Annotated in this window: 20 protein-coding genes and 1 tRNA gene; 12 read left to right on the top strand and 9 right to left on the bottom strand. The window is 50.5% G+C overall.

Annotation, left to right across the window (positions count from 1 at the left end; translation table 11 throughout):
* Positions 1 to 2: 2 nt before the first annotated feature.
* Positions 3 to 3,299, bottom strand: coding sequence for a cache domain-containing protein (locus MPN23_RS16400; protein ID WP_243545313.1), 3,297 nt, complete (start codon positions 3,297 to 3,299; stop codon positions 3 to 5).
* A 4-nt stretch (positions 3,300 to 3,303) separates the two neighbouring features.
* Here MPN23_RS16400 and MPN23_RS16395 point away from each other — a divergent pair, with 4 nt between their 5' ends.
* From MPN23_RS16395 to MPN23_RS16385, 3 genes are all read left to right on the top strand, one after another.
* On the top strand, positions 3,304 to 3,465 hold the full coding sequence (locus tag MPN23_RS16395) for a hypothetical protein (RefSeq protein WP_243545312.1): 162 nt from the start codon (positions 3,304 to 3,306) through the stop codon (positions 3,463 to 3,465).
* 41 nt (positions 3,466 to 3,506) lie between these two features.
* Positions 3,507 to 3,582: transfer RNA gene (locus MPN23_RS16390), tRNA-Thr, on the top strand.
* A 112-nt stretch (positions 3,583 to 3,694) separates the two neighbouring features.
* Positions 3,695 to 4,690: a tyrosine-type recombinase/integrase gene (locus MPN23_RS16385; RefSeq protein ID WP_243545311.1), complete on the top strand. Its 996-nt coding sequence runs from the start codon at positions 3,695 to 3,697 to the stop codon at positions 4,688 to 4,690.
* Positions 4,691 to 4,787: 97 nt separating this feature from the next.
* Here MPN23_RS16385 and MPN23_RS16380 read toward each other — a convergent pair whose 3' ends face one another.
* Entirely contained in the window at positions 4,788 to 5,690 is a 903-nt protein-coding gene (locus MPN23_RS16380; protein ID WP_243545310.1) for a DnaB-like helicase C-terminal domain-containing protein, read from the bottom strand.
* A 242-nt stretch (positions 5,691 to 5,932) separates the two neighbouring features.
* Here MPN23_RS16380 and MPN23_RS16375 point away from each other — a divergent pair, with 242 nt between their 5' ends.
* The 3 genes from MPN23_RS16375 (at position 5,933) to MPN23_RS16365 (ending at position 8,293) form a co-directional block, all read left to right on the top strand.
* Entirely contained in the window at positions 5,933 to 7,042 is a 1,110-nt protein-coding gene (locus MPN23_RS16375; RefSeq protein WP_243545309.1) for a PDDEXK family nuclease, read from the top strand.
* 40 nt (positions 7,043 to 7,082) lie between these two features.
* On the top strand, positions 7,083 to 7,775 hold the full coding sequence (locus MPN23_RS16370) for a metallophosphoesterase family protein (protein WP_243545308.1): 693 nt from the start codon (positions 7,083 to 7,085) through the stop codon (positions 7,773 to 7,775).
* A 143-nt stretch (positions 7,776 to 7,918) separates the two neighbouring features.
* Complete coding sequence (locus MPN23_RS16365) at positions 7,919 to 8,293, top strand: hypothetical protein (protein ID WP_243545307.1); 375 nt, start codon at positions 7,919 to 7,921, stop codon at positions 8,291 to 8,293.
* Between the two features lie 49 nt (positions 8,294 to 8,342).
* Here the strand turns inward: MPN23_RS16365 and mobC are convergent, their stop codons facing one another.
* Positions 8,343 to 8,495: a plasmid mobilization relaxosome protein MobC gene (gene mobC / locus MPN23_RS17250; protein WP_424450079.1), complete on the bottom strand. Its 153-nt coding sequence runs from the start codon at positions 8,493 to 8,495 to the stop codon at positions 8,343 to 8,345.
* An 870-nt stretch (positions 8,496 to 9,365) separates the two neighbouring features.
* On the opposite strand from mobC, the gene MPN23_RS16360 reads away from it, so the two are divergent.
* Positions 9,366 to 9,548 (top strand): hypothetical protein, encoded by a 183-nt coding sequence (locus MPN23_RS16360; RefSeq protein WP_243545306.1) that lies wholly within the window; start codon positions 9,366 to 9,368, stop codon positions 9,546 to 9,548.
* Positions 9,545 to 9,805: a hypothetical protein gene (locus tag MPN23_RS16355; RefSeq protein ID WP_243545305.1), complete on the top strand. Its 261-nt coding sequence runs from the start codon at positions 9,545 to 9,547 to the stop codon at positions 9,803 to 9,805. The genes MPN23_RS16360 and MPN23_RS16355 overlap by 4 nt, the downstream gene beginning before the upstream one ends.
* A 748-nt stretch (positions 9,806 to 10,553) precedes the next feature.
* Here MPN23_RS16355 and MPN23_RS16350 read toward each other — a convergent pair.
* The 5 genes from MPN23_RS16350 to MPN23_RS16330 all read right to left on the bottom strand — a co-directional run bounded on the left by MPN23_RS16350 (position 10,554) and on the right by MPN23_RS16330 (position 14,604).
* Positions 10,554 to 11,612, bottom strand: a complete 1,059-nt coding sequence (locus tag MPN23_RS16350; RefSeq protein ID WP_243545304.1) for a type IV secretion system protein — start codon at positions 11,610 to 11,612, stop codon at positions 10,554 to 10,556.
* Positions 11,613 to 11,614: 2 nt separating this feature from the next.
* Positions 11,615 to 11,860 (bottom strand): hypothetical protein, encoded by a 246-nt coding sequence (locus tag MPN23_RS16345; RefSeq protein ID WP_243545303.1) that lies wholly within the window; start codon positions 11,858 to 11,860, stop codon positions 11,615 to 11,617.
* Entirely contained in the window at positions 11,860 to 12,699 is an 840-nt protein-coding gene (locus MPN23_RS16340) for a type IV secretion system protein (RefSeq protein ID WP_243545302.1), read from the bottom strand. The genes MPN23_RS16345 and MPN23_RS16340 overlap by 1 nt, the downstream gene beginning before the upstream one ends.
* 1 nt (position 12,700) lies before the next feature.
* Positions 12,701 to 14,158: a hypothetical protein gene (locus tag MPN23_RS16335; protein WP_243545301.1), complete on the bottom strand. Its 1,458-nt coding sequence runs from the start codon at positions 14,156 to 14,158 to the stop codon at positions 12,701 to 12,703.
* A gap of 182 nt (positions 14,159 to 14,340) precedes the next feature.
* On the bottom strand, positions 14,341 to 14,604 hold the full coding sequence (locus MPN23_RS16330; protein WP_243545300.1) for a hypothetical protein: 264 nt from the start codon (positions 14,602 to 14,604) through the stop codon (positions 14,341 to 14,343).
* A gap of 616 nt (positions 14,605 to 15,220) precedes the next feature.
* On the opposite strand from MPN23_RS16330, the gene MPN23_RS16325 reads away from it, so the two are divergent.
* Positions 15,221 to 15,532: a V-type ATPase subunit a family protein gene (locus MPN23_RS16325; protein WP_243545299.1), complete on the top strand. Its 312-nt coding sequence runs from the start codon at positions 15,221 to 15,223 to the stop codon at positions 15,530 to 15,532.
* Between the two features lie 18 nt (positions 15,533 to 15,550).
* On the opposite strand, the gene MPN23_RS16320 is transcribed toward MPN23_RS16325, so the two are convergent.
* A complete protein-coding gene (locus tag MPN23_RS16320) occupies positions 15,551 to 15,709 on the bottom strand; it encodes a hypothetical protein (RefSeq protein WP_243545298.1) in 159 nt (52 codons plus the stop codon).
* A gap of 1,196 nt (positions 15,710 to 16,905) precedes the next feature.
* Here MPN23_RS16320 and MPN23_RS16315 point away from each other — a divergent pair.
* The 3 genes from MPN23_RS16315 (at position 16,906) to trpB (ending at position 21,142) form a co-directional block, all read left to right on the top strand.
* On the top strand, positions 16,906 to 18,516 hold the full coding sequence (locus tag MPN23_RS16315; RefSeq protein WP_243545297.1) for a methyl-accepting chemotaxis protein: 1,611 nt from the start codon (positions 16,906 to 16,908) through the stop codon (positions 18,514 to 18,516).
* Between the two features lie 126 nt (positions 18,517 to 18,642).
* Positions 18,643 to 19,740, top strand: a complete 1,098-nt coding sequence (gluQRS, locus tag MPN23_RS16310; protein WP_243545296.1) for a tRNA glutamyl-Q(34) synthetase GluQRS — start codon at positions 18,643 to 18,645, stop codon at positions 19,738 to 19,740.
* Positions 19,741 to 19,933: 193 nt separating this feature from the next.
* Positions 19,934 to 21,142 carry a tryptophan synthase subunit beta gene (gene trpB, locus MPN23_RS16305; RefSeq protein ID WP_243545295.1) on the top strand — a complete coding sequence of 403 codons (1,209 nt, stop codon included), beginning with the start codon at positions 19,934 to 19,936 and terminating at the stop codon, positions 21,140 to 21,142.
* The last annotated feature ends 5 nt before the right edge of the window (positions 21,143 to 21,147 follow it).

The raw sequence follows: 21,147 nt of genomic DNA, 5'->3' as shown, positions 1-21,147 counted from the left end.
AATCAGGAGGCCGGGGGCAACTCCACGAAAAAAGTGCTGCCCTTGCCCCTGATCGAGGCCACGGTCAGTTTGCCACCGAAATGCTCCACGGTATGACGGGCTATGGACAGGCCCAGCCCGGTGCCCTTGTCGCTCTCGGTCATGGTATCCTTGAGCTCCACATGATGAAACTTGGAAAACAGGTTCTTCATGACCTCTTCAGGGATGCCCATGCCCGTATCCTCGACCTCGATGCGCACGCGGCCCTGCGGAGTCGCCGATGCCCGAAGGGTAACGGTTCCGGCCTCCGTGTATTTCACGGCATTGTCCAGCAGCTTTTCCAGAGCGCGAACCAGCCTTTCCGAATCCACGCGCACAAGAGGGATGTCCTCCGCCACCTCCAGAGAAATCGCGACTTCCGGCTTTTCCTCGAACCGCCACATGACGCCCTTCAGTGCCTGATCGAGCAGGCTTCGCACCGACACGACATGCTCGTCCCAATCAATACGACCGGCTTCGATATTGTAGAGGTCCACGAAATCATCCACCAGCCGATTCAGACGAACGCTCTCGTTCTCAATGACCTCCAGATTCGAGGAAATCCGATCAGCCTTGCGTGAAAGCGTGCCCTTCACCCCTGCCAATTTTCCGAAATATCTGTCGAAATCCCTGCGAGCCAGCTTGGCGAATCCCAATACGGAAGTCAGGGGCGTGCGCAGATAGTGGGACACGGTGGTCAAAACCGAAGTCTTGAGGTCGTCCAGATCACGCAGCCGTTCATTGGCATCGGCGAGCTCCTCGGCCTTTTCCGCCAGTTCCTGAGTACGCCGCGCCACTTCGGATTCCAGGTTGGCCTCGGCAATTTTCCGTTCGGAAATATCCATGAGGGAAATCAGGTCGGCAGGCTTGCCGCCAATCCACGCCGTCCGCGAATGAATCTCCACCCACCGAACCGTTCCCTGACGAGTCATGGCACGCCACTGGTAATGCTGAATGGCGCCGTTTTCTCCCTCCTGCTTGAGAAAGGCCTGACGAGTCACGAAATCGTGGTCATCGGGATGCACCAACTGTTGGTATCCGCCTGGAGGCAATCCCATGATGTTTTCCGGCGTATCCTCGAATATCTCGGCGAATGCCTTGTTCACGTAAGTGAACCGATCTTCCTGCAACACGCCGATCCCGAGAATCGTCTGCTCGGAAAAGGTGCGGAACCGCTCTTCGCTCTCCCGAAGCTGACGCAGGGAAAGCAGCGTGCTCAGCCCGTCCGCAAGGCGTCGGGCTATCTGACGGAAAAGCCGCTGGTCCTCGGCGGTCCAGACCCGCTCGAAACGGCATTGATGCAGGCCGAACATCCAAGGCTCCCCCACGGAAGGATACACGGCCATGACGATCTGCGACCTGATGGAAAACTGTTCCGCACTCATGGCCGGCAAGGGACGCCGGGTTTCCGGATCATAGATCACGGGCCCGTCAGTCTCCAGACAGCTTCGAACAACGTCCTGCACTTCCGGGACCATGGGCAGCGGGTCGCGGGTCTGCATGGCTCCGGGGAATTCCGATGCGCTCCGCTCCATGGGCACGCTCCAGGTCGATGCCGTCGGATCGCAGGGAAACAGCAGCCATGCCCGATCCGCCCCCAACGCCTTGCGGGCCGTTTCCAACGTCTCGAACAGCATGGCCTCGAGGTCGTCCGCCTTGCGGATATTCCGGTCCACCCGCTCCAGAGTTTCGAGAAAATGCAGGTACGAATAGTATTCGTCCTCGGCCCGCTTGCGATCCGACACATCGAGAATCACGCCGTCGAGCCGGGTATAGCCTTCCTCTTCGACCGCCGTGCCCTGCCCGCGCTCGAACAGCCACCGGGTCGAACCATCCGCCCGCACGATCCGATATTCCACGGTATACGTCTGATTGGTCTTCAGCGCCTCTTCGATGTCGCGCACCACCCATTCCCGGTCATCGGGATGAATGACCGACTCATACGTGCGCCTGCGGGTAAGAAAATCCTCGGCCGGATATCCCGTAATATCCAGAACCATCCCGCCCATGAGAATCATGGTCCATTCCCTGTCCGGGATGCAGCGGAACGCAATGCCCGGAATGCAGGCCACGAGAGCGGCATAGCGTTCCTCGGCCCTTGCGCCGCTGTCCTGCGCTTCACCACAAGCCTTGAGCACATGATTGGCCCCGTGGGCCAGCTCCCGGAATTCACTGTAATTCAGAAAGGCGGGATCAATCTCTTCGCCCTGCAGGGACGCATCTTCCCAGGCAGAGGCAAAGGCATTGATGTTGTCGCGCATCCGGCTGGCCAGCCGCAGGGAAATGAAAAGGGAAATCAGGCTGAGAACCAGCAGCCCGCCTCCGACCATGCCGAGCTGCATGAAAACATCATAACGCAAACGCTCCCTGTTGCGCGAAATCAGGGCATCGACATCATCCACGAACACGCCCGCACCCAAATACCAGTTCCAGTCCGGAACAGGCACGGCGTAGCTGACCTTTTCCCCACTCCTCGCCCCGGGAAAGGGAGGCAGCACGTAACGGACATAGCCACCGCCCCGCTTGGCCGCCTGAATCAGCTCGCGCACGATGCGCACGCCGTTTACATCCGTCACGTCAAGCACGTTGGTACCGCGCGCCGGTCCCAAAACAGCAAGCCCGTCCCATGAGCCAGCGAAAATGTACCCGTCGCCCTCATAACGGATCGTCTCCAGCTGACGAAGCACGCTCTCCTTGATGCGCATTTCCGCCGACTCCAGACAGGCCCCGGAAACAACGGTCATTCCCAAATCCGGCATGGGAATCACTTCCAGCAGCACGGTGCAGACCTGACCTTTCTCTGCTATCTCCAATGAATACTGACGTTTGCCAGCGGATGCCTCCCGAATGCTCTTCACCAGTTCCTTGAGGGACTTTTCACCGACTTCCCCGGGAAACGGTCCCAAAAGGAAAAGCATGCCTTCCGACGGCAGGACCTTGCTCTGAAATTCCCTGTTGTCCGCAGCATCAAACGTTTTCGCAACAATCCTGAAGACATCGGCAGCCCGCACCTGCTCTTTGAGACCGGCCTTCACGGCGCGAATCAGATTCACGGCCCTGTCGCCTCTGGATTCCAGCGATTGCCACAAGTTGCGCAACCCAACGGCCCGGGCTTCCGAAACCAGCAAGGCGGCACGCTCCGCCTGCTCCTTCACAATATTCTTGCGGACAGTGAAATGCTTTGCGCGCAAGCGATCGGACTCGGCGTTGAATTCCCTGAAATCGTTGTATACCCATGCCGCGCCCAGAACGAGGATCGAAATCCACGACAAAAGGAGCATACTGATGAAATTCGCTCTGCTTATGGACCCCTGTACCATCATCGTGTGCACGCTCTTTCGGCTTGAAATTCAGGAAAAGTTGCCAAAGCGTACAATGACACAAAAAAGTCCACCAGCCGATGATAATCCCAGCCACGACAACACCCTGCCCGCGCTTTTTCCTTGACCACTCCCCGCCCGATGGTTTATACGTCACTCCCTCATCCGGCCAGAGTAGCTCAGTTGGTAGAGCAGCTGATTCGTAATCAGCAGGTCGTGGGTTCAAGTCTCATCTCTGGCTCCAGGAAAATCAAGGGTTTAGCTTCAAGCTAGACCCTTTTTTTTTGTTGCCATATTGTATTTTTGGGACATTTCTGGGACAGTAATTTCAAACCTGCCTGAATAGAAGGAATGAAATGGCGACGATCCAGAAACGCGGCAAACATCAGTGGCAAGTAAAAATCCGCCGAAAAGGCTATCCCCAGCAAAGCAAAACGTTTGAACGAAAAACGGATGCCGAGCAGTGGGCGCGAGACATTGAAAACGAAATGGACCGAGGTGTCTTTGTCTCCCGTAAGGAAGCCGAAAGCACAACTCTATACGAGGCCCTCGACCGCTTCATTCAGGAATACATTCCGAACCTAAAAATGGTGGCAACGGAAACGAGAAGAGCAAAGGCCATCCAAAAACGGGACATTGCCAAACATTATCTCGCCACTATCCGCACCAAAGACATTGCCGACTTTATCAGGGAACGAGAGCAGGAAGGGGTTAAGGGCAACACCATCCGTCTAGACTTGGCGACTCTTTCCCGATTGTTTGAAATCGCAGCGACAGATTGGGGAATGGAAAGCCTCACCAACCCGGTCAAAAGGACTCGAAAACCCAAGTTGGAAGGGGGGCGAACTCGCCGCCTAGAGCCTGCGCAATCTGAAGAAGAACGCCTTCTTGAGGCATGCAGTATAAAATTTAGACCAGTGGTTCAGTTCGCTCTTGAGACGGCCATGCGTCGATCGGAAATTGCAAACCTGGAATGGAACAATATTGACCTCAAAGGCCGCACGGCCTACCTCGCTGACACCAAAAACAAATCGGAAAGGACTGTCCCACTTTCTCCCGCCGCCATTTGCATCCTTAAAGGCATTCCAAGACAACTTTCAGGCTCAGTATTCGGGATGAGCGAAAATGCCATTACCATTGCCATGCGCAGAGCACGTGAAGCGGCCGGCATCCCCAATCTAACCTTTCACGACCTTCGCCATGAAGCCACATCCCGTTTTTTCGAAAACACAGACCTAGACATAATGGAAATTGCCGAAATTACGGGCCATAAAAATTTACAAATGCTAAAGCGGTATACGCATTTAAGGACAGAGAGGCTTGCGGATCGCTTGGCAGGGAAGCAACGCTAGCACTTAGCTGTACGACTTGCTTACCAAAAGCCTAGGAATAGAAGATGGATAAAGCCTCAGACTGTGTCTCGACTCCCTCATTTTACAAGACTACAGTTCATTTCCTGTCGGTATCAGATACGGTATTCATGTTTTCAAACAGTCCATAGTCTGAATGGAAAAACAAATCAAAATTGCCAACACTACCGCTACGTTGTTTGGCCATGATTATTTCAGCTTTATTTTTCAAAGGATTATCATCAGAATTATTATAGAGTGCATCCCTATATATAAACATAATATTATCGGCATCATCTTCAATAGCCCCGGAGTCGCGCAAATCAAAAAGATAGGGACGCTTATCTTGTCGATCCTCACACCTTCTGTTTAACTGAGACAATAAAATAATATGCGTTTCTGTTTCTCTGGCAAGAATCTTAAGTTCTCTTGTCATATCCGCAATTTCTTGATCCCTCGGCAAGCGTGGAGTTGCCGGACAAAGCAACTGCAAATAATCAATAATGATTAATCCCAGCTTTTCTTTTTCAGCATATTCATGCACTATTTTAACAATTTTCTCCACCGTAAGTCGAGGTGTATCGTTAATAAAAAAAGGAACATGGCTCAATTCATTATTGACATTATAAAGCTTTATCCAATCTTCATCACCTAGATATCCCATCTTTAGATTATGAAAATGAATTTTTGCTTCAATAGAAAATATTCTCATCATAATTTGTTCGAGACTATGGGAAATGCTAAAAAACAAGCTCGGCACGTTAGATCGAGTAGCTACTCTTAAACCCAGATTCAAAGCAAAATTTGTCTTCCCAACAGAAGGTCGTCCAGCAACAACAGTCAAATCAGAGGGTTGGAGTCCTGCAGTAAAACAATCCAAATCCTCATAATACGTTGCAAATCCAGAACAAGTTGTTTTTTGTTCATAGCATTCCATACATTTTTGCAATGTGTAGTTCATGCTTTCGGAGAGACTGTTGGTTTTATCAATATGCTTTGCCATGAAAATTCCCACTTCATTACTATTTTTCTTTCATTCTAACGAACGGCAAAAAACAAGTCTATATTGACACCTTGACATTTTCTCTGACGACAGTTGAGGCTCCAACAGTATTCCGGCCAACGATTCCCAAAAAAATGTAAACCTCAGGCTAGACAAGCCCAATACACAAAAGCCGCTCAAAACCGGTTGAATAGATATCTTTCATGCGGTAGACGAGACCTCTAATGCTAAAGGAGGACATTGTGAATTCCCGCTATCCATCTGAATATGAGGATATTTTTCAACTGATTCTCAACTTGGTTGAAGAGGTAAAACGGGGCAATGACGCAGGCAAACGAATATCAGTTGCAGACCTAGAAAACTACTTCCACCGCATGACTGCTGGTTCTCTTGGCGAGTATGAGTTTATGCGAAGAATGGCTTTTTACGGACATCCAGTTATTCGAATAGCCGCATTACCTATCCTCTGGAACGATTACTCTCAGCCTGTTTCTCCGGACTTCATTGTGAATTTTGGTGACAGCAAAATCTGCGTTGAAGTTAAAAACTACAAGTGGGACAACCATTTAAAGGGATTTGTTGTTCCGAAACGTTCCATCGACAACTGCATACGATTTAAAAGTTTTTTCAAGTATGACCGAGCCTGCCTCGCAGTCAAACGCTTCGAACGATGGTATATGTTCGACTTGGAAAGAATTGAAAAAAAGGAATACTCTTCAAGCTACCTGATCGAATATGACGAAATGTCTAGGGCCGACATGTTGGGTGAGCCTGGGGTCATCTTTCAATTATGGACACCTCCACGGCAACAAAAAGCAGCTTTGCGATATGCCGACTGCCCTCCTGGCTTTAAAAACGAAGGAGTGATCTACTCAGACATACAACCAGACGAAGCACAAGATTACATTCGACTGCGTTTTTGCTTTGGCAATGGTCACGAATACCCTACTGAGGACAATTGTGAGATTCGCCAATACCGCAGCACGCAAATGGATATAGTCAATATAGTCTATCAAACGATTAAAACAAATCTGAAGGAAGTCTACTCTTGCGGTTATGATTGGCAATCAGCAGTCAAAATGAACATTGACGACGTTATCCCTTCGACTTTTTCAATTCATGACCGTCTGCGGGGAGAAGTTACAGCTGATGAGCTTCAAGGCGATATTAACACCCTTGCATCCAGTGGCATAATTTTCAACGCTAGTCGGAAAAGATGCCTTTTCTATTTGTATCGAATTGCATCAAAACTATATAATGATCTTAATGAACAGTTACAAAGGGATGGGCTGACATTCAAAGACATCATGGCATATATGCAGGCTATTCGTTCATTTAAAAACTCTTTCTAACCAAACACCCACAACATAGAACAATTTTGGAGAAATTCATGTGATTCTCGTTGTAGGAGATATTCACGCTACATGGGCGATGCTCAATGAACTGATCAGAAAGAAAAAACCGGAAATCATTCTCCAATGCGGAGATTTTGGTTTTTGGCCTGGGCATAGATTTTATGACCCTGCAAAGAAACTGATTCCCGGAAAAACCCAAATACATTGGATCGACGGCAACCATGAGGACCACAGATCAATCCGTACGGGGCTAAAAACCGGCACCCTGCCTGTAGCCGAAAATATGCCCAATGTTGTGTACCAACCGCGCGGTTCAACTCTCACTCTTCCTGATGGTCGCAAAATTTTGTTTGCTGGCGGAGCCTTTTCGGTGGACAACAAAATTCGGTTACCCGGAAAAGACTGGTTCCCAGACCTTGAAACATTGACAGAGCAAGATTGGAACAATTTTCCAGATGCTCATGAAGGACAAGTGGACATCATCATCAGTCACACAGCGCCTACTGAGTTTGCTGTAAAAGGTGTCCCGCTCAATGAATGGCCAGATTGGTGGGATCGGGATAGTGACCCTTCTTCCGAAATTCTCAGCAAAGCGCTTGCTCGGTACAAGCCTCAGCAATGGTATTTCGGCCATTTTCACAAATTCCAACGTGGCACTTATCAAGGATGCAACTGGATAGGTCTCGATTCAGCACAACCAGGGAAAAAGTGGTGGATAGAACTGACCTAGACGGCCAATACGCCGCCCTTGTTTCCCCTTTCCAAGAGCCATAAAATCTGGGTAGGATATTTTTCAACCACTACGTTAGCAAGGAGAGCCATGTTTTCGCTATTCAATCTCGACACCCTTCCATTTCATCAATGGGAGGTTATTTGCAATGTTTCGTCGAGACCCCATTCCTCGAACTGGCGGCAGCAATCGGAAATGGCACAATTTTTACAAGTTTCCTAAAACGGCCCAAGAACGGCGACAAGCCGAGGCCTATCCGGATTTGGTTCGCCCGAAACGCCGGGGCAAGCTTCTCCCCAGCGCTTGGAACGATGTCCCGCGTAGCGACTGCGGGAATCGCTGTTGGAAACTGGATCAAAAGCGCAAACGTCAATGGATGCGGTAAAGACTTGCTCCTGAGCAAAAAGGCCGGAAAAATCCGGCCTTTTTCATTTTCATCCTTCATGCCCTCCTTTTTGAGCCCCGCCGCTATTGAGAAGAAGAGCACGCTGACCAAGGCGGATGGAACCAGCCTTTGAACGCTTCGTTTTTTTGAATTCATCTTCAAAGCTCATCGTAATTCACACTCTATACGCCGACAAAGATGAACCAACTGGGCAAATGTTTGCGCAAGCTCTTCATGCGTGATTGAATCTGCGCGGTACTGACTGGATGATTGACGTTCAGATGGTATGCAACCTGATTCAGGTTGTTGCCAATCTTGGCTAATTCACGCCGCATTTGCTGGAATTCTTCCAAGGTTTCTTTTCGCAGAAAAGGACGGTCTGAAGACACGTAGTCGCTGGCAGCTTGGGCATGATTTCAGAAACGCTCTTTGCGTCTAGACGAAGTCGAATTTCTTCCAATTTGTTCTTTAATTCCTCGTCCATTCGGACGGGGGCACAGGCTTTTTCTTTCTCATCTGTGAATGAATCGCACTTGGTGCGTTCCGCCGGGCCCCTTTAGGGAAGGCGGAGTCGGGTGAGATGCGCAGCATCGAGGGGGGATACCCCCTTCTCGGCGGCTGCCGAGCGGGATCAACTGAAGGTTGAACAGGATTTTAATAAAAAATCCGTATCCCGCTAAAAGGAAAGACTCAAAAAAAGACACTCAATTTTGTTTTCAAAGAATAGCCAATTTCGACGAATTAACGCTCACACAGCCAACAAGCCACTCTACTCACAACACAACAGTTTGTTTTAATTGATTAATACAACTCATCATGTTCTTTTTGCCCCAAAAGTGTCCCTGTCGAATTCGGAAGTATCCCTCCTGAGATTGAAGGTGTCCCCTCTGAATTTGAAGGTGTCCCCCCCCTGAAAAGGGTGGTGTCCCTGCATTTTGAAAATGATCTCCTCCGGACCTACGCCGCTGATCCGGTTTTCGTCCTGTCACACCCTTGCAATGGGCTTGCAACCGCGCGCCAGCGCGTCGTCGTGCCTCCTCTGACGCTGTCACTATGCGCTTGCCGCCCGCAAGGGAGTGCCAGTCCAAAAGCCGGGCGGCTGTGGCCGACATGAACCCCGGAAAGGGGGCCTCACGAAAAGTGAAGGCCCCCCTCTTCCGGGGTTTATGTGGTTGGGGGGAAAACTCGAAAAAGGAGACAGCTCGATGTCGGAAAAAGAAACTCAACCCGATTGGGAAACTTTAAGAAGAAAGCGGGATACCTTGATGAAACGGTTGGCTCGGCGGCAGCACGTTACCAAAGAAGATCGACGCGAATTCCAAGCTTTGCGACAAGAATTTTTGGAGGCAGCGCGGAAATCAATCGATAAATTGAGGACAGAAGCATGAATACCGGACAAAATCCTTTTGAAGTCTTGGGAATGATTCGAAAGCTCAATGAGTTGCGAAAATTTACGCGACAGCTTGCCCGTGAGGGTAAATTTGGTGCGGAAATGCATGAATACTTGGATGCGTTTCAAGCGATTGAAGATATGATCTTAGAGGCCGCTGCGGGCAATTTTCAAGAGTCCGTTAGTGATGTGGCTGAACGTCTTGCCGAAATTCAACTGCGTTTGGCTTCAGTTCCCGACGGCGAATGCCAATGAGCCGAAGGCCCCGCCCACAAGGCGGGGCCATGTAATCATACACCCCTTACCTTCCGAATTTTCCATAGGCGCGAATTTTCCATAGGCCCGGGTCGGGCCTATGGGAAATCCGAAAAAGCCTGTGGTAAATTCGGCCCTAAAGGGAGCTGCGAGGGAGACGCTCCGCGTCTCTTTCGCATATCTGCCGAAACCCTCCTAAAAGAGGTGGAGGCCTAAGTGGGGTCCAGGGGGTGCGCAAGCAGCCCCTGGTGGATTGTCAAGGCAACGCCTTGACTTGGCAGTATGCTGGCCAGTCAGCATCGAGGAGATTCCAAAGGGTATTGCCCTTTGGTCGGGTCCAGGGTGGAAAACCCTGGCCGAGGACGTGGGCCTTGACACGCCCTCGGAACTTGTCCCCAATAGCCTATAAATACACCTTTTAATATAATAACAACTTTTTTTTCCGGAGCGAGCTTCGCGCATCATATCATTTTTCTTTTCGAATCGTCGCTTTTCGTGTCACGTTTTTTTGTTTTGTGCCTAGATAGACTTACGCTTGTCTGCGACTCCAGACGAATGCTGATGCGCCTGTGCTCAAAAGGCGGGGCAAGGCAAGAATCTCCGACCAACGCATGGCTTTACCGCGTTCATGGAACATTCTTTAGCAATACACAACGATCAACTTATCGACCTTCATTCAGTATTGGCAGAGCTCTGGTCGATATATCGACCAGAGCTCTGCCAATAAAAGCACGTAAACGACAGCATGTTATTTGGCATGCCGTTGAATTTTCAATTTTTCCAATGCATTCATTCCTATGTTTCCGGCAAAACCAGCACCCTTGCGAGTTAAGCCCCACGTTTTTCTTGCGGCCCAGCCTCCAGCCAATTTGCTTCCAGCAAGCATTCCGCCTCCAAGGGCAGAAGTTCCAGCCGAAAGGGCTCCGGCCACACCAGAGGTTGATCCAGCCATTGTGCCAGTTAAATGCGCTGCAAAATCAGGAGTTTTGAGAATCATGGCAAGGCAAAAAGTACACCAGACAAAGACCTTAATATACGCGTCCGAGACTATAACGGATGCAGTTTCAGCCTGAGCTGCAAATAAGGAAACAGCGTCATGAATACCCTTTCCACAAATTCCCATAACAACGGCCGCAAAGACCGCCAAAAGCATGTAATTCAGCAGTCCTCTGATCCAAGTGAAGCAGATATGCCTCGTTTCTTTAAAACCAACAAAAAGGAGACACACCCCGCCGATCATATAAAATATGAACATAGAAAAAAAGGCGATGCAGAATATCACAAAAAAAGCTGCATACATGGCGAGAAAAACCATGAACAAAGGAATCATCGCTATAATAAAACAGACATACCGCCAAGCATATGTCAGTATATTTCCTTTAGGCGAAAGATTTTGAACAGCGGTATAAAAGTCAATGAGCGTCTGGTCCAACGATTTAAATACATCGTGTATGCTGCCAAAGTTCCCCATCGCATCATTTGATGTCGCAGCAGAAATGAAAAAAGATGCCGTATCCAAAGTCATATTCAGTGTAGTTTTTATAATAACTGAATAAAACCAACTCCATTCAAACACAACAGAATACACCGATGCAGTTATTAAATATGATAAAATCATATCACATACGCTAAACCGACTTTCTGATTTATAGAAAACATAACCAACATATACAGTGTACAAAACAATCAATGCTCTGAAAAAAATTCCAAATGATGTCATTAACGATTCATACACAGAAAAAACGTATTGCGTATTCATCGCAAGCAAATTTGTGAATATATGAGCTGAAATTCCATACTCTTCCATTTCTATTTTTCCTTTTGCTTCACGCAGTACTGATTTGTTTTCTCTACTATCTCTCTAAAATCAAACTCTTTGTTTTGATCAATACCAATTTTATTAAGCGTATCTATTTCATCTTTGAAAACCTTCTTGTAATTCTTTTTATGATTTTTTTTATACCTCTTAACGAAATTTTCATTACTATTTGAAGAGCAAGCAAACATTCCTAACAATAAAAACACTAATAAAGTGCGCATAAATAGTTCTCCCATTACCTTATGGCTGCTTTTCCCACCACTTCCTTTATGTCAGTTATGTCGGTAACACCTATTTTGTGAAGATTATTCAACTCATATCCAAGCACATCTTTTCGCTGCAACACATTCCGCAATAGCTTTGCTCGCTTTGCAATCGATTCATCTGTTATTCCGGAATATGCCTGCAAAGACATGGCTTGCTGAAAACGCAAGCTGATCGCCAATTGCTCTTCAAGCACAGTCAATATCTCAAGAAGAATACTGTTCGTCAGGGCCTGTGCTTCTTTCACCCCCGAAGTCTTGCCAATCTTCCCGGCAAGTGAATTGAGCTTCTTCACACGATCCGGCATTGTAGCCAAAGTCTCTTCACCAACTTCAATCGCCTTTTTCAAAGCCTGTTGGCGAATCTGATATTCACGTTCGACACGTCTCCTATCCTGCTCTGGTGTAGCCGTACGCGGATCACCGAACACTCCTTCCAAAAGTTCCTTCATGGTTTCAAAATCCTTCTTGCCCGGACTTCGAAGATCGTCATATACCCCCTTGTAATGACGATACTGATCCACAACGGTATAATAAGAATCATTTAAAAAAGCCTTGGTTTGCATAATATCATCGTAAATGCCGGACACATGATCATAGGTACCTGTTGCAGCTTCATAGGACTTGGTAAGCGTTTCATTCGCCTTAATGGCTTCATTTAATTGACTTTGCATATTTTCAAGTTGCTGTGTGAGCTGTTTAACCTGCTCGGAAAGATAAATATGAGAAGTAGCATCAGATACACCAAGAGGAATTGCGTTGTTTGGAAAAACAACAAGTATACATATCAGCAAAACCATCTTTTTCATCATTTCAATCCCCTCCTCCAGAATCAACAGAATCACCTTTTGGCCGCCAATACCCACCTGACCCCTCTCTTCCCCACTGGACACCTAGAATTTCTTCACCGGTATCTTCACGAAAGGCTCTCTTTTCGACCACCCAACGTACCCGCCTAGCTTTGTGGTCCCATTCCCGGCCATATCGACGTTTTACGATAACCATTCGTTCTTCTAAAATTTCAGGCTCGGGATCTTCCACAAATTCCACCCCCAACAAGTCAACATACTTATTCCACTGATTCAGCAATCCCCAAGTGCGAAGGTCCCGCTGAGATCGAATCCACGCCCATCGCCGCGCAACCTGTTCAACGGAATAAACTCCATACCCACGCTCTCCTGCATTCAACACAACAAAATCATTGTCCGGATTGTAAAAAATTGGTGATTGGATCACGTCTTTGCCAAAACCTCGCAAGTCATATTTCAAGCGATGTGCGAGCTTGGCCTCGGAGTACGGTTTATCTAGCGGGATATACTGCGCGTGAAACTGAGCTTTTCCACGGGAAGTAATGGGGAATAGCTGTGATAGAATTTTTTCAAGTTGTTCCAAAACAAAAGTTGTTTGTATCAACCCATCAACATCGCATTTAAACAATTCTGGCTTCTTGTTCTTCCGGCGAACCGCGAGCGGCAATACGCCGACATGGACATGAAAACGATCCCGAAACAAATTTGAATCGCCTACGGGGTGAATATTCGCGTAAGCGCAAAGACCATCTTCAGTTTTGAGGGCAAAAATCTTACGGATAAGTTTTTTTATTTCCTTCATGAACTCCTTCCGAAATTCTGATCCTTTTGGAATCATAGCTTCAATTTCTTCAGGCAATGTGATGACGAAAGTCCAAAACCGCTTTATTCCATGCACCATTGACGCGTTCATAAACCTGTCTACATACTTAAGTGCTGTTTTTTGCTTGCTTTTTTCGGAACAAAACGGACAGCAGGATTCACCACATGAAAAAGAAACAACTACGTTTTTTTTCTTGTAGACAATTTCCCGGCCCCAACTCCTCTTTCCACCACACATTTTGAAGTTAAAAACTCTAAATGGATTGAAATCATTATCTTTAATATCAACTGTTTCGATGACTTTCTCCTTGAAAGACTCGACCCACTTCCACATGTATTTATTCGAAAGACTCCGCAATGTTCCTGGCAACTTTGCATCCCGGCAAACACCTCTGCACCAATCCCGCAAAGCCCATGGGCGTTCAACGAGCTCCGGCCTAGACAGCTTGACGGGACAGGACGCCAGTTGGTGAACAGCACCGCAAACCAAGGGGGCTCCCTTGGGGGTCGAAAGCTGTTCCCCATTATTCAGGATAAAACGGGAAGAAGATTTCCAATGAGACGCCAAGGCCTCATCACGAAAAACGACAGGATATTCAGCAAGAGCAGCATGCCGCTTCTGCGTAGGCGTAAGAGACAAAATGACCTCCGAATTCAGAGGGTTGATGACAACCACTCGATGCAGAGGAAGAGACGTGAAGAAACACGCCTTGTCTTTTCTGAACTTTTAGGGGAAAATCAGAAAATCTTCCGCTCTCGAGCGGGGACCTGGGGACTGCTACTTTGCTTGCTGGCTGGAGCAGTTCCCTTCTTTTTTTATCCTCAACAACATGATGACCTCCTCTTTTTCCGTGGACGACCAGGGCCACGCTTTTTCTGAGGAGGTAGCAACTCTTCACCGTTATTCACGGCTTCAAACCGAGCAGTTATCCACTCTGTAATCTTTTCATCTATCCATTTATAACGACCTCCAATCATAATAGGGACTGGAATGGCATCCCAATTTCTTTTGTAGACATGGCAACTTAACGCATGAGGAGTCATACCTAAACGTTTGGCAGCTTCAGCTCGACCGATAATTTTCATTAATATTTCTCCTTAATCTCCCTGCTCACAACATTTACTTTATTCTATCCCCCTTTCTAAAAAACATGTCAACATATCGTTTTTTAATGATATATTATTCCTTTTTTTGGCATATAGGCAAAACTATATGCACACATTCTCAACATTAACAACTGGGACAAATTTGGGACACTGAGGCAAAGACTTCCAAGAATTGAGGAGAGCCTAGAGAGGTCAGGTGCTACACTTTAAAACTAAAGAAAAAGACCACTTATAAAAGATACTAATGATAACACATGGATTTAAAATATTATGAAACAGATTCGTAATCAGCAGGTCGTGGGTTCAAGTCTCATCTCTGGCTCCAGGAAAATCAAAGGCTGACGCGGGTTTATACCTCGTCAGCCTTTTTTTCGCATTAGGCGGAAAACCGCCGATTCAGGGTCCCTGGGACCCAATTCGGGGTCCCTCTGGGGTCCCTCCGGGGTCCCTCGGCAAAGCATTTTGCGCCCCCCGACATTTCCTTCCGGGTCCCTCCAAGGGACCCTTTTTATATATTTCTTCCTTGACTAACCTCGCCCAGCCTATCAAATATTTTATATCAACAAAAATATAAAACACAGCAAAGGGGCATGTCGTGGACAGAGAACTAGGAAGGCTGGAAGGGGAGCTCAAGTTACTTGAACACTATAAGGCCGAGGCATACGAAAAATCCAGAATGCACCCCTATGTTTTCGGAGCATGGGCATGTGTTACGACTGGATTAGGGATGATCTCTGTTGGTTCTGGCAACGTCGACTTATATGGCTTGATTCTATTATTCTTCGGAGTTTGGCTCATCTACAGAGGGAAAAAAAACAACAAAGAAAAACTTGAAGAAGTCGAACTTCATGAAAGCCAAATAAAACATCTTATTGCACAAATAGAGGAATTAGAAAAAACGGTGTGATGTAACCTATTTTGTCCCCTAATCCACGTGGCCGAAGTCCACGGCGTTGATCAGGTCGAGGAGGTCTTCGTCGGCAACGTGGGCATAGGTGTCGGAAGTCATGCGGAATTCGCTGTGACCGAGAAGGGATTGCAGACAAAAAGCATGAAAACTGTCGAGATTACAGACAAAAAGCATTTATGACTCACTGAAACAGTATATATTTTCAAGAACGGACAAGTTTGCACCGTCTGGTAGAAGAAAAAATATGACTTGCCCCCTCTTCGCTTCAATCCTTTGCATCAAAACGAAAAAGGGCTAGACTGGTACCATGAAATCATCCCCATCTACCCCACCCCCAAGTTTCAAGCTCACACACGAAGAAAAAAAGCGCCGAAACCATGTTTTCAAGGATGCGCTGGCCTCGTGCGCGATCGAAGGCCTTCATCTTTCGAAACAGGGACAAGAATTGGTCAAAGAATTATACCGGACTTGTGAAACCAGTGAAGAAATGGTGGCGGAATTCAAGCGACGCATGAAATGCAAAGACAAATAGTTATCTCAAATTATTTCCAACACTTTTAAGGCATCGAATAGACAAATTTAAAAACTCACCAGGCCTTATCCGTCAAAAGGCTCGACCAAATGGTCGAGCCTTTTTTCACATCTCTCGGCAGACACTACATAGCTTGCACGTTATTGAAATCGGCATGAATAAAGTCGCACACGTACTCTTCCCTCTAAACACAATAGGAATAGCTGACATGGTGCACGATCCTAATCGTCTCAGCTTCTTTATTGAAGAATATTGCTACGCTACAGCCTCTTGGCTTCCACCTCACCCCCAACCATTAAGCATGCTTCTATTCCTAATTATGGGGGCACTGCTCCCCAAGAGCGAGACTGGCCAAGTGGCATAGGCTCTACTTTTCAGGCCCCTTAGAAAGGGGAGGATTACCTAAGTCGCCACTCGAAATGAGAAAATCGCCCATTCGAAACGAGAAATTTCGGGTGGGCTTTTTTTGTTGGCGCGGAGGTTGCCATCCCGGGGGATGAGGGGCTCTGAGGGAGGACCTGTTGAGAGCCGATCACCGAGTGACGCAGATGATTTTGCGGGCAACGTCTGGAAGACTTCCTTGGGACCAGGCACAAGAGGTTGGAAAGAATGAGCCGGAGGCCAGCACTGCCCGCCCCCCTTCGTCCACATGGATCGCAACGGCAAAAACCTGCAAAGACAAGCGCATTTGCACCATCCGACACGAACCGGACCGCTGTGAGCTGATTTATAATACGAACGCAGAATATCGATGATACAGTATTAAAGACATACGCATTTACCCGGGAATGCAACGATGAATTTCGGCGGAAATCCGGTTTCATACGGGGGGAGAAGCATGTTTCGAAATCTGAGCGTCAAATGGAAGACCCTTGGCATTGCCGTGGCAGGACCGATCATCATCGGGCTGATCATGGCCGTCCAGCAGATCAACGCCATCAAGCAGGGCGCGAACGAGTCCATACTGGAAAAAAGCCGGGCCGTGGTGTTCATGGCCGAGGCCGGACGCAACGAAATGGCGCGCAAGCTGGAGCAGGGAGTGGTCCGTCCCTTCGATGAAATCCCCGAGGACAGGATACTTGACGCAGTTCCCGTGATCACGGCGATCCGCATGGCGCAGCTCAATGCGGAAAAGGCAGGCTATGCCTTCCGGGTCCCCAAGATCGATCCCCGCAACCCGGACAATGCGCCCACGGAACTGGAAGCCGCCGTGCTCAAGGAAATGAAAGCGAAGAACATGGATGAAAAAGTCATCCGGGAGCCCGGCCGGATACGTTATTTCAAGGCAATCCGCCTGACCCGGGAATGTCTGTACTGCCACGGGAATCCGGCAGGTTCCAAAGATGTTACCGGGGGGACAAAGGAAGGCTGGAAGGTCGGGGAAATCCACGGTGCCTTCGAAATCATCAGCTCGCTTCAGGCCGCCAGGGACCAGGTTGTCTCGGCATCCATCTCCATTTCCTCCTGGACCCTGATCATTCTCGGCTGCATCGGCGTGGCAGTCTGGCTGCTCATGCGCAGCTCCATCCTGCGCCCACTGCTGAATATCCGAGGACTTTCCGAAGGCATGGCGGATGGCGATTTCACCAGACAGCTCGACATCCCGGCCAAGGATGAAATGGGCGCAGTGGGCCATTCCCTCAACACCATGGTGAACGCCCTTTCCGACGTGATTTCCGAAGTGCGCGACGTGACCGTGGGCGTGGCGCACATGAGCGGGGAACTCTCCTCCGCCTCCAACTCGCTTGCCGAAGGGGCGGCGCATCAGGCCGCGAATGTGCAGGAAGTGGCTGCGAGCATGGCGCAAATATCCGGCAACATCGGCCAGACCGCAAACAACTCCAGCGATACCGAAGCATTGGCAACACAGGCGGCCGGGGAGGCCGAGGAATGCGGCAGGGCCTTGACCGAAGCTCTGGGCGCGCTCAAGGAAATCGCGGACAGGATCATGGTGATCGAGGAAATCGCCAGACAGACCAACCTCCTCGCCCTGAATGCGGCCATCGAGGCGGCAAGGGCCGGAACGCACGGCAAGGGATTCGCAGTGGTTGCGAGCGAGGTTCGCCAGCTCGCGGAACGCAGCGGCAATGCGGCCGGGGAAATCGGCGAATTGTCGAACTCCAGCGTCAAGGTCGCGGACCGGGCCGGGAAGATGCTTGAACAACTGGTGCCCAACATTCGCAAGACAGCGGAACTGGTGCAGGAGATATCCGCCTCATGCCGCGAGCAGAACGCCGGGGCCACGCAGGTCAACACCGCGATCCAGAATCTGGACGACACCATTCAGCAGAATGCGGCCGCAGCCGAGGAAATCGCATCCACGGCGCAGGGGCTTTCGGATCAGTCCGCACACCTCAAGACCACGACAGCCTTTTTCCAGGTCAACGGCAAGGAACGCCGTTCGACGCCAGTCATTCTGCGGGACAAGCCGTACGAACTTCCCGATTGATCGGCAAAGGCTTCCAGTCCTCTCCTGACATGTGCGGGGAGCGCGGCCACTCCGGCCCGCTCCCCGCACACTTTGACCCGGAAACGGTTTTCCGCTACATGGTCGCTTTTTTCCACGAGGCACGCCATGACGCACGAACCGACCCGCATCCGGGGCAGATTCGCCCCGTCCCCCACAGGCCGCATGCATCTGGGCAACGCCCTTGCCGCGCTCTTGTGCTGGCTGGGCGCCCGCAGCGCCGAGGGTGATGTGATTCTGCGCATCGAGGACATCGACCCGGCCAGATCGCGAAGGGAATTCGCCCACGGGATCATGGAAGACCTGCAATGGCTGGGACTGGACTGGGACGAAGGCCCGGGCAGGGGCGGTCCATTCGGTCCGTACACTCAGAACGAACGACGCGCACTGTATGACGTGGCTGTCGCAAGCCTGAAAAGCCGCAACCTGATCTATCCGTGCTTCTGCACGCGCAGGGAACTGCGCAAGGCCGCGTCCGCTCCCCATCGCCGCAACGCAGGCCCCGGCTATCCCGGCTTCTGCCGCGACCTTTCCCCGGAACAGATACGGGAAAGACGGGCAACGGGTCGTTCCCCGGCATGGCGTTTCCGCTTCCCGGAGGAAATCGTCACGTTCCGCGATCTGTGCCTTGGCGACGTGACTCTGGACACGCGGGAACTGGGCGGGGATTTCCCGGTCCAGCGTTCGGACGGCGTACATGCCTACCAGCTCGCCGTGGTCACGGACGACATTGCCATGCACGTCAATCAGGTGGTGCGCGGCGAAGACCTTCTGGACTCCACGCCTCGGCAGACATGCCTGTACCGCGCCTTCAATGCCCAGCCGCCTTCCCATGCCCATGTCCCCCTGCTCGTGGACGAAAACGGCATGAAACTGTCCAAGCGCCACCACTCCCTTGAACTGGCAGCACTCCGCCAGCAAGGCATCCGGCCCGAGGCCGTGATCGGCCATCTGGCGCACCTGTCCGGCCTTGCGGATTCGCCTCGTCCGATCCGGGCTGCGGAACTGGTGGACGGCTTCGACTTTTCCCGCCTCAGGCACGGGCCGCTGGTCGTGTCGGAAGGCGTGGAACACAGCCTCGACTCCATGAGACCGCGCACCACCCCGCCGCCACGCAAAGCCCCGGGCGAACACCAACAGCTTCCGAATCCCGGCGCATCAATCCCGAAATCTCCCCGGGTTGACAAGCCGCGGCAAAGCCGCTAGGTGAATTTTTCATGCAGAACGAAATCGTGCTTTCCCTCACCTCCGGCAATTGGTGGTGGCGCTGCTAACAGCGCCGTGGGAGAGTCTTGGCCTGCAAACAGAGCAGGAACCAACCTGAATAGCAAACCGCGGCAGTGAAAACTGGCCGCGGTTTTTTTTGTCCGCTGGCCCGCTGCCCACAGGAGAGGAAACAATGACCACCGACAGCAAGGGATTCTTCGGCGAGTACGGCGGACAATTCGTCCCGGAACAGCTCAAACCCATTCTGGACAATCTGGCCGCCGAATACGAGAAGTACAAGGAAGACCCCGAGTTCATTGCCGAGTACAACTACTACGTGAAACACTTCTCGGGCCGGGAGACTCCGGTGTATTTCTGTGCCAACCTGACCAGAAAGCTGGGCGGCGCGAAAATCTATCTCAAGCGCGAGGACCTGAACCACCTCGGCGCGCACAAGGTCAACAACACCATCGGCCAGATCCTGCTGGCAAAACGCATGGGCAAGACCAGAATCATTGCCGAAACCGGCGCGGGACAGCACGGCGTGGCAACAGCGGCCACAGCTGCGCTCATGGGCATGGAATGCACGGTCTACATGGGCGCGGTGGATGTGGAACGCCAGAAGCTGAACGTGTTCCGCATGCAGATGATGGGCGCCAAAGTCGTCTCGGCCCAATCCGGCCAACGCACACTCAAGGAAGCCGTGGACGAGGCTCTGGATGCATGGATCAGCGACCCGGAAAATTCCTTCTACCTGCTCGGTTCGGCCGTGGGACCGCATCCCTATCCGGCCATGGTGCGCGACTTCCAGTCCATCGTGGGCCGCGAGACCCGTGCCCAGATCATGGAGATGGAGGGCAAGCTGCCCGACTGCTGCATCGCATGCGTGGGCGGCGGGTCCAACGCCATCGGCATGTTCACGGAATTCATCGGGGACGAGTCGGTCAAGCTGGTGGGCGTGGAGCCTGCGGGACGCGGCCTCGCCTACGGCGACCATGCCGCTTCCCTGTGTCTGGGCGAACCCGGCGTGATGCACGGCTTCAATTCCTACATGCTCAAGGACGACAAGGGCGAACCCGCCGAGGTCTATTCCATTTCCGCCGGGCTGGACTATCCCAGCGTCGGTCCGGAGCACGCCCATCTCAAGGATCTGGGCCGCGCCGAATACGTGTACGCCTCGGACAGGGAAGCCGTGGATTCCTTTTTCATGCTCTCCCAGATGGAAGGCATCATTCCGGCCCTGGAATCCTCCCATGCGCTGGCGCACGCCATCCGCATCGCTCCGGACATGCCCGAGGACGCGGTCATCGTGGTCAACCTCTCGGGCCGCGGCGACAAGGACGTTGCCCAGATCGAGGAAATGGTCAGTCAGGGCAGGTTCGCGATTCCCGACATGAAATAGTCCTT

The sequence above is a fragment of the Pseudodesulfovibrio tunisiensis genome (assembly GCF_022809775.1).
In the GTDB taxonomy this organism is placed as follows: Bacteria; Desulfobacterota; Desulfovibrionia; order Desulfovibrionales; family Desulfovibrionaceae; genus Pseudodesulfovibrio; species Pseudodesulfovibrio tunisiensis.
The sequence above is the reverse complement of the archived record's forward strand: the minus strand, read 5'-3'. Positions and strand labels throughout refer to the sequence as shown.

Bases quoted from the DNA above. Each gene is read 5' to 3' on its own strand.
- MPN23_RS16395 (WP_243545312.1), top strand. From the start codon at position 3,304: ATGAAATTCGCTCTGCTTATGGACCCCTGTACCATCATCGTGTGCACG.
- MPN23_RS16360 (WP_243545306.1), top strand. From the start codon at position 9,366: ATGTCGGAAAAAGAAACTCAACCCGATTGGGAAACTTTAAGAAGAAAG.
- MPN23_RS16345 (WP_243545303.1), bottom strand. From the start codon at position 11,860: ATGGGAGAACTATTTATGCGCACTTTATTAGTGTTTTTATTGTTAGGA.
- MPN23_RS16320 (WP_243545298.1), bottom strand. From the start codon at position 15,709: ATGCTTTTTGTCTGTAATCTCGACAGTTTTCATGCTTTTTGTCTGCAA.
- MPN23_RS16355 (WP_243545305.1), top strand. From the start codon at position 9,545: ATGAATACCGGACAAAATCCTTTTGAAGTCTTGGGAATGATTCGAAAG.
- gluQRS (WP_243545296.1), top strand. From the start codon at position 18,643: ATGACGCACGAACCGACCCGCATCCGGGGCAGATTCGCCCCGTCCCCC.
- MPN23_RS16380 (WP_243545310.1), bottom strand. From the start codon at position 5,690: ATGGCAAAGCATATTGATAAAACCAACAGTCTCTCCGAAAGCATGAAC.
- mobC (WP_424450079.1), bottom strand. From the start codon at position 8,495: ATGCGGCGTGAATTAGCCAAGATTGGCAACAACCTGAATCAGGTTGCA.
- trpB (WP_243545295.1), top strand. From the start codon at position 19,934: ATGACCACCGACAGCAAGGGATTCTTCGGCGAGTACGGCGGACAATTC.
- MPN23_RS16340 (WP_243545302.1), bottom strand. From the start codon at position 12,699: ATGATGAAAAAGATGGTTTTGCTGATATGTATACTTGTTGTTTTTCCA.
- MPN23_RS16350 (WP_243545304.1), bottom strand. From the start codon at position 11,612: ATGGAAGAGTATGGAATTTCAGCTCATATATTCACAAATTTGCTTGCG.
- MPN23_RS16400 (WP_243545313.1), bottom strand. From the start codon at position 3,299: ATGCTCCTTTTGTCGTGGATTTCGATCCTCGTTCTGGGCGCGGCATGG.
- MPN23_RS16385 (WP_243545311.1), top strand. From the start codon at position 3,695: ATGGCGACGATCCAGAAACGCGGCAAACATCAGTGGCAAGTAAAAATC.
- MPN23_RS16315 (WP_243545297.1), top strand. From the start codon at position 16,906: ATGTTTCGAAATCTGAGCGTCAAATGGAAGACCCTTGGCATTGCCGTG.
- MPN23_RS16330 (WP_243545300.1), bottom strand. From the start codon at position 14,604: ATGAAAATTATCGGTCGAGCTGAAGCTGCCAAACGTTTAGGTATGACT.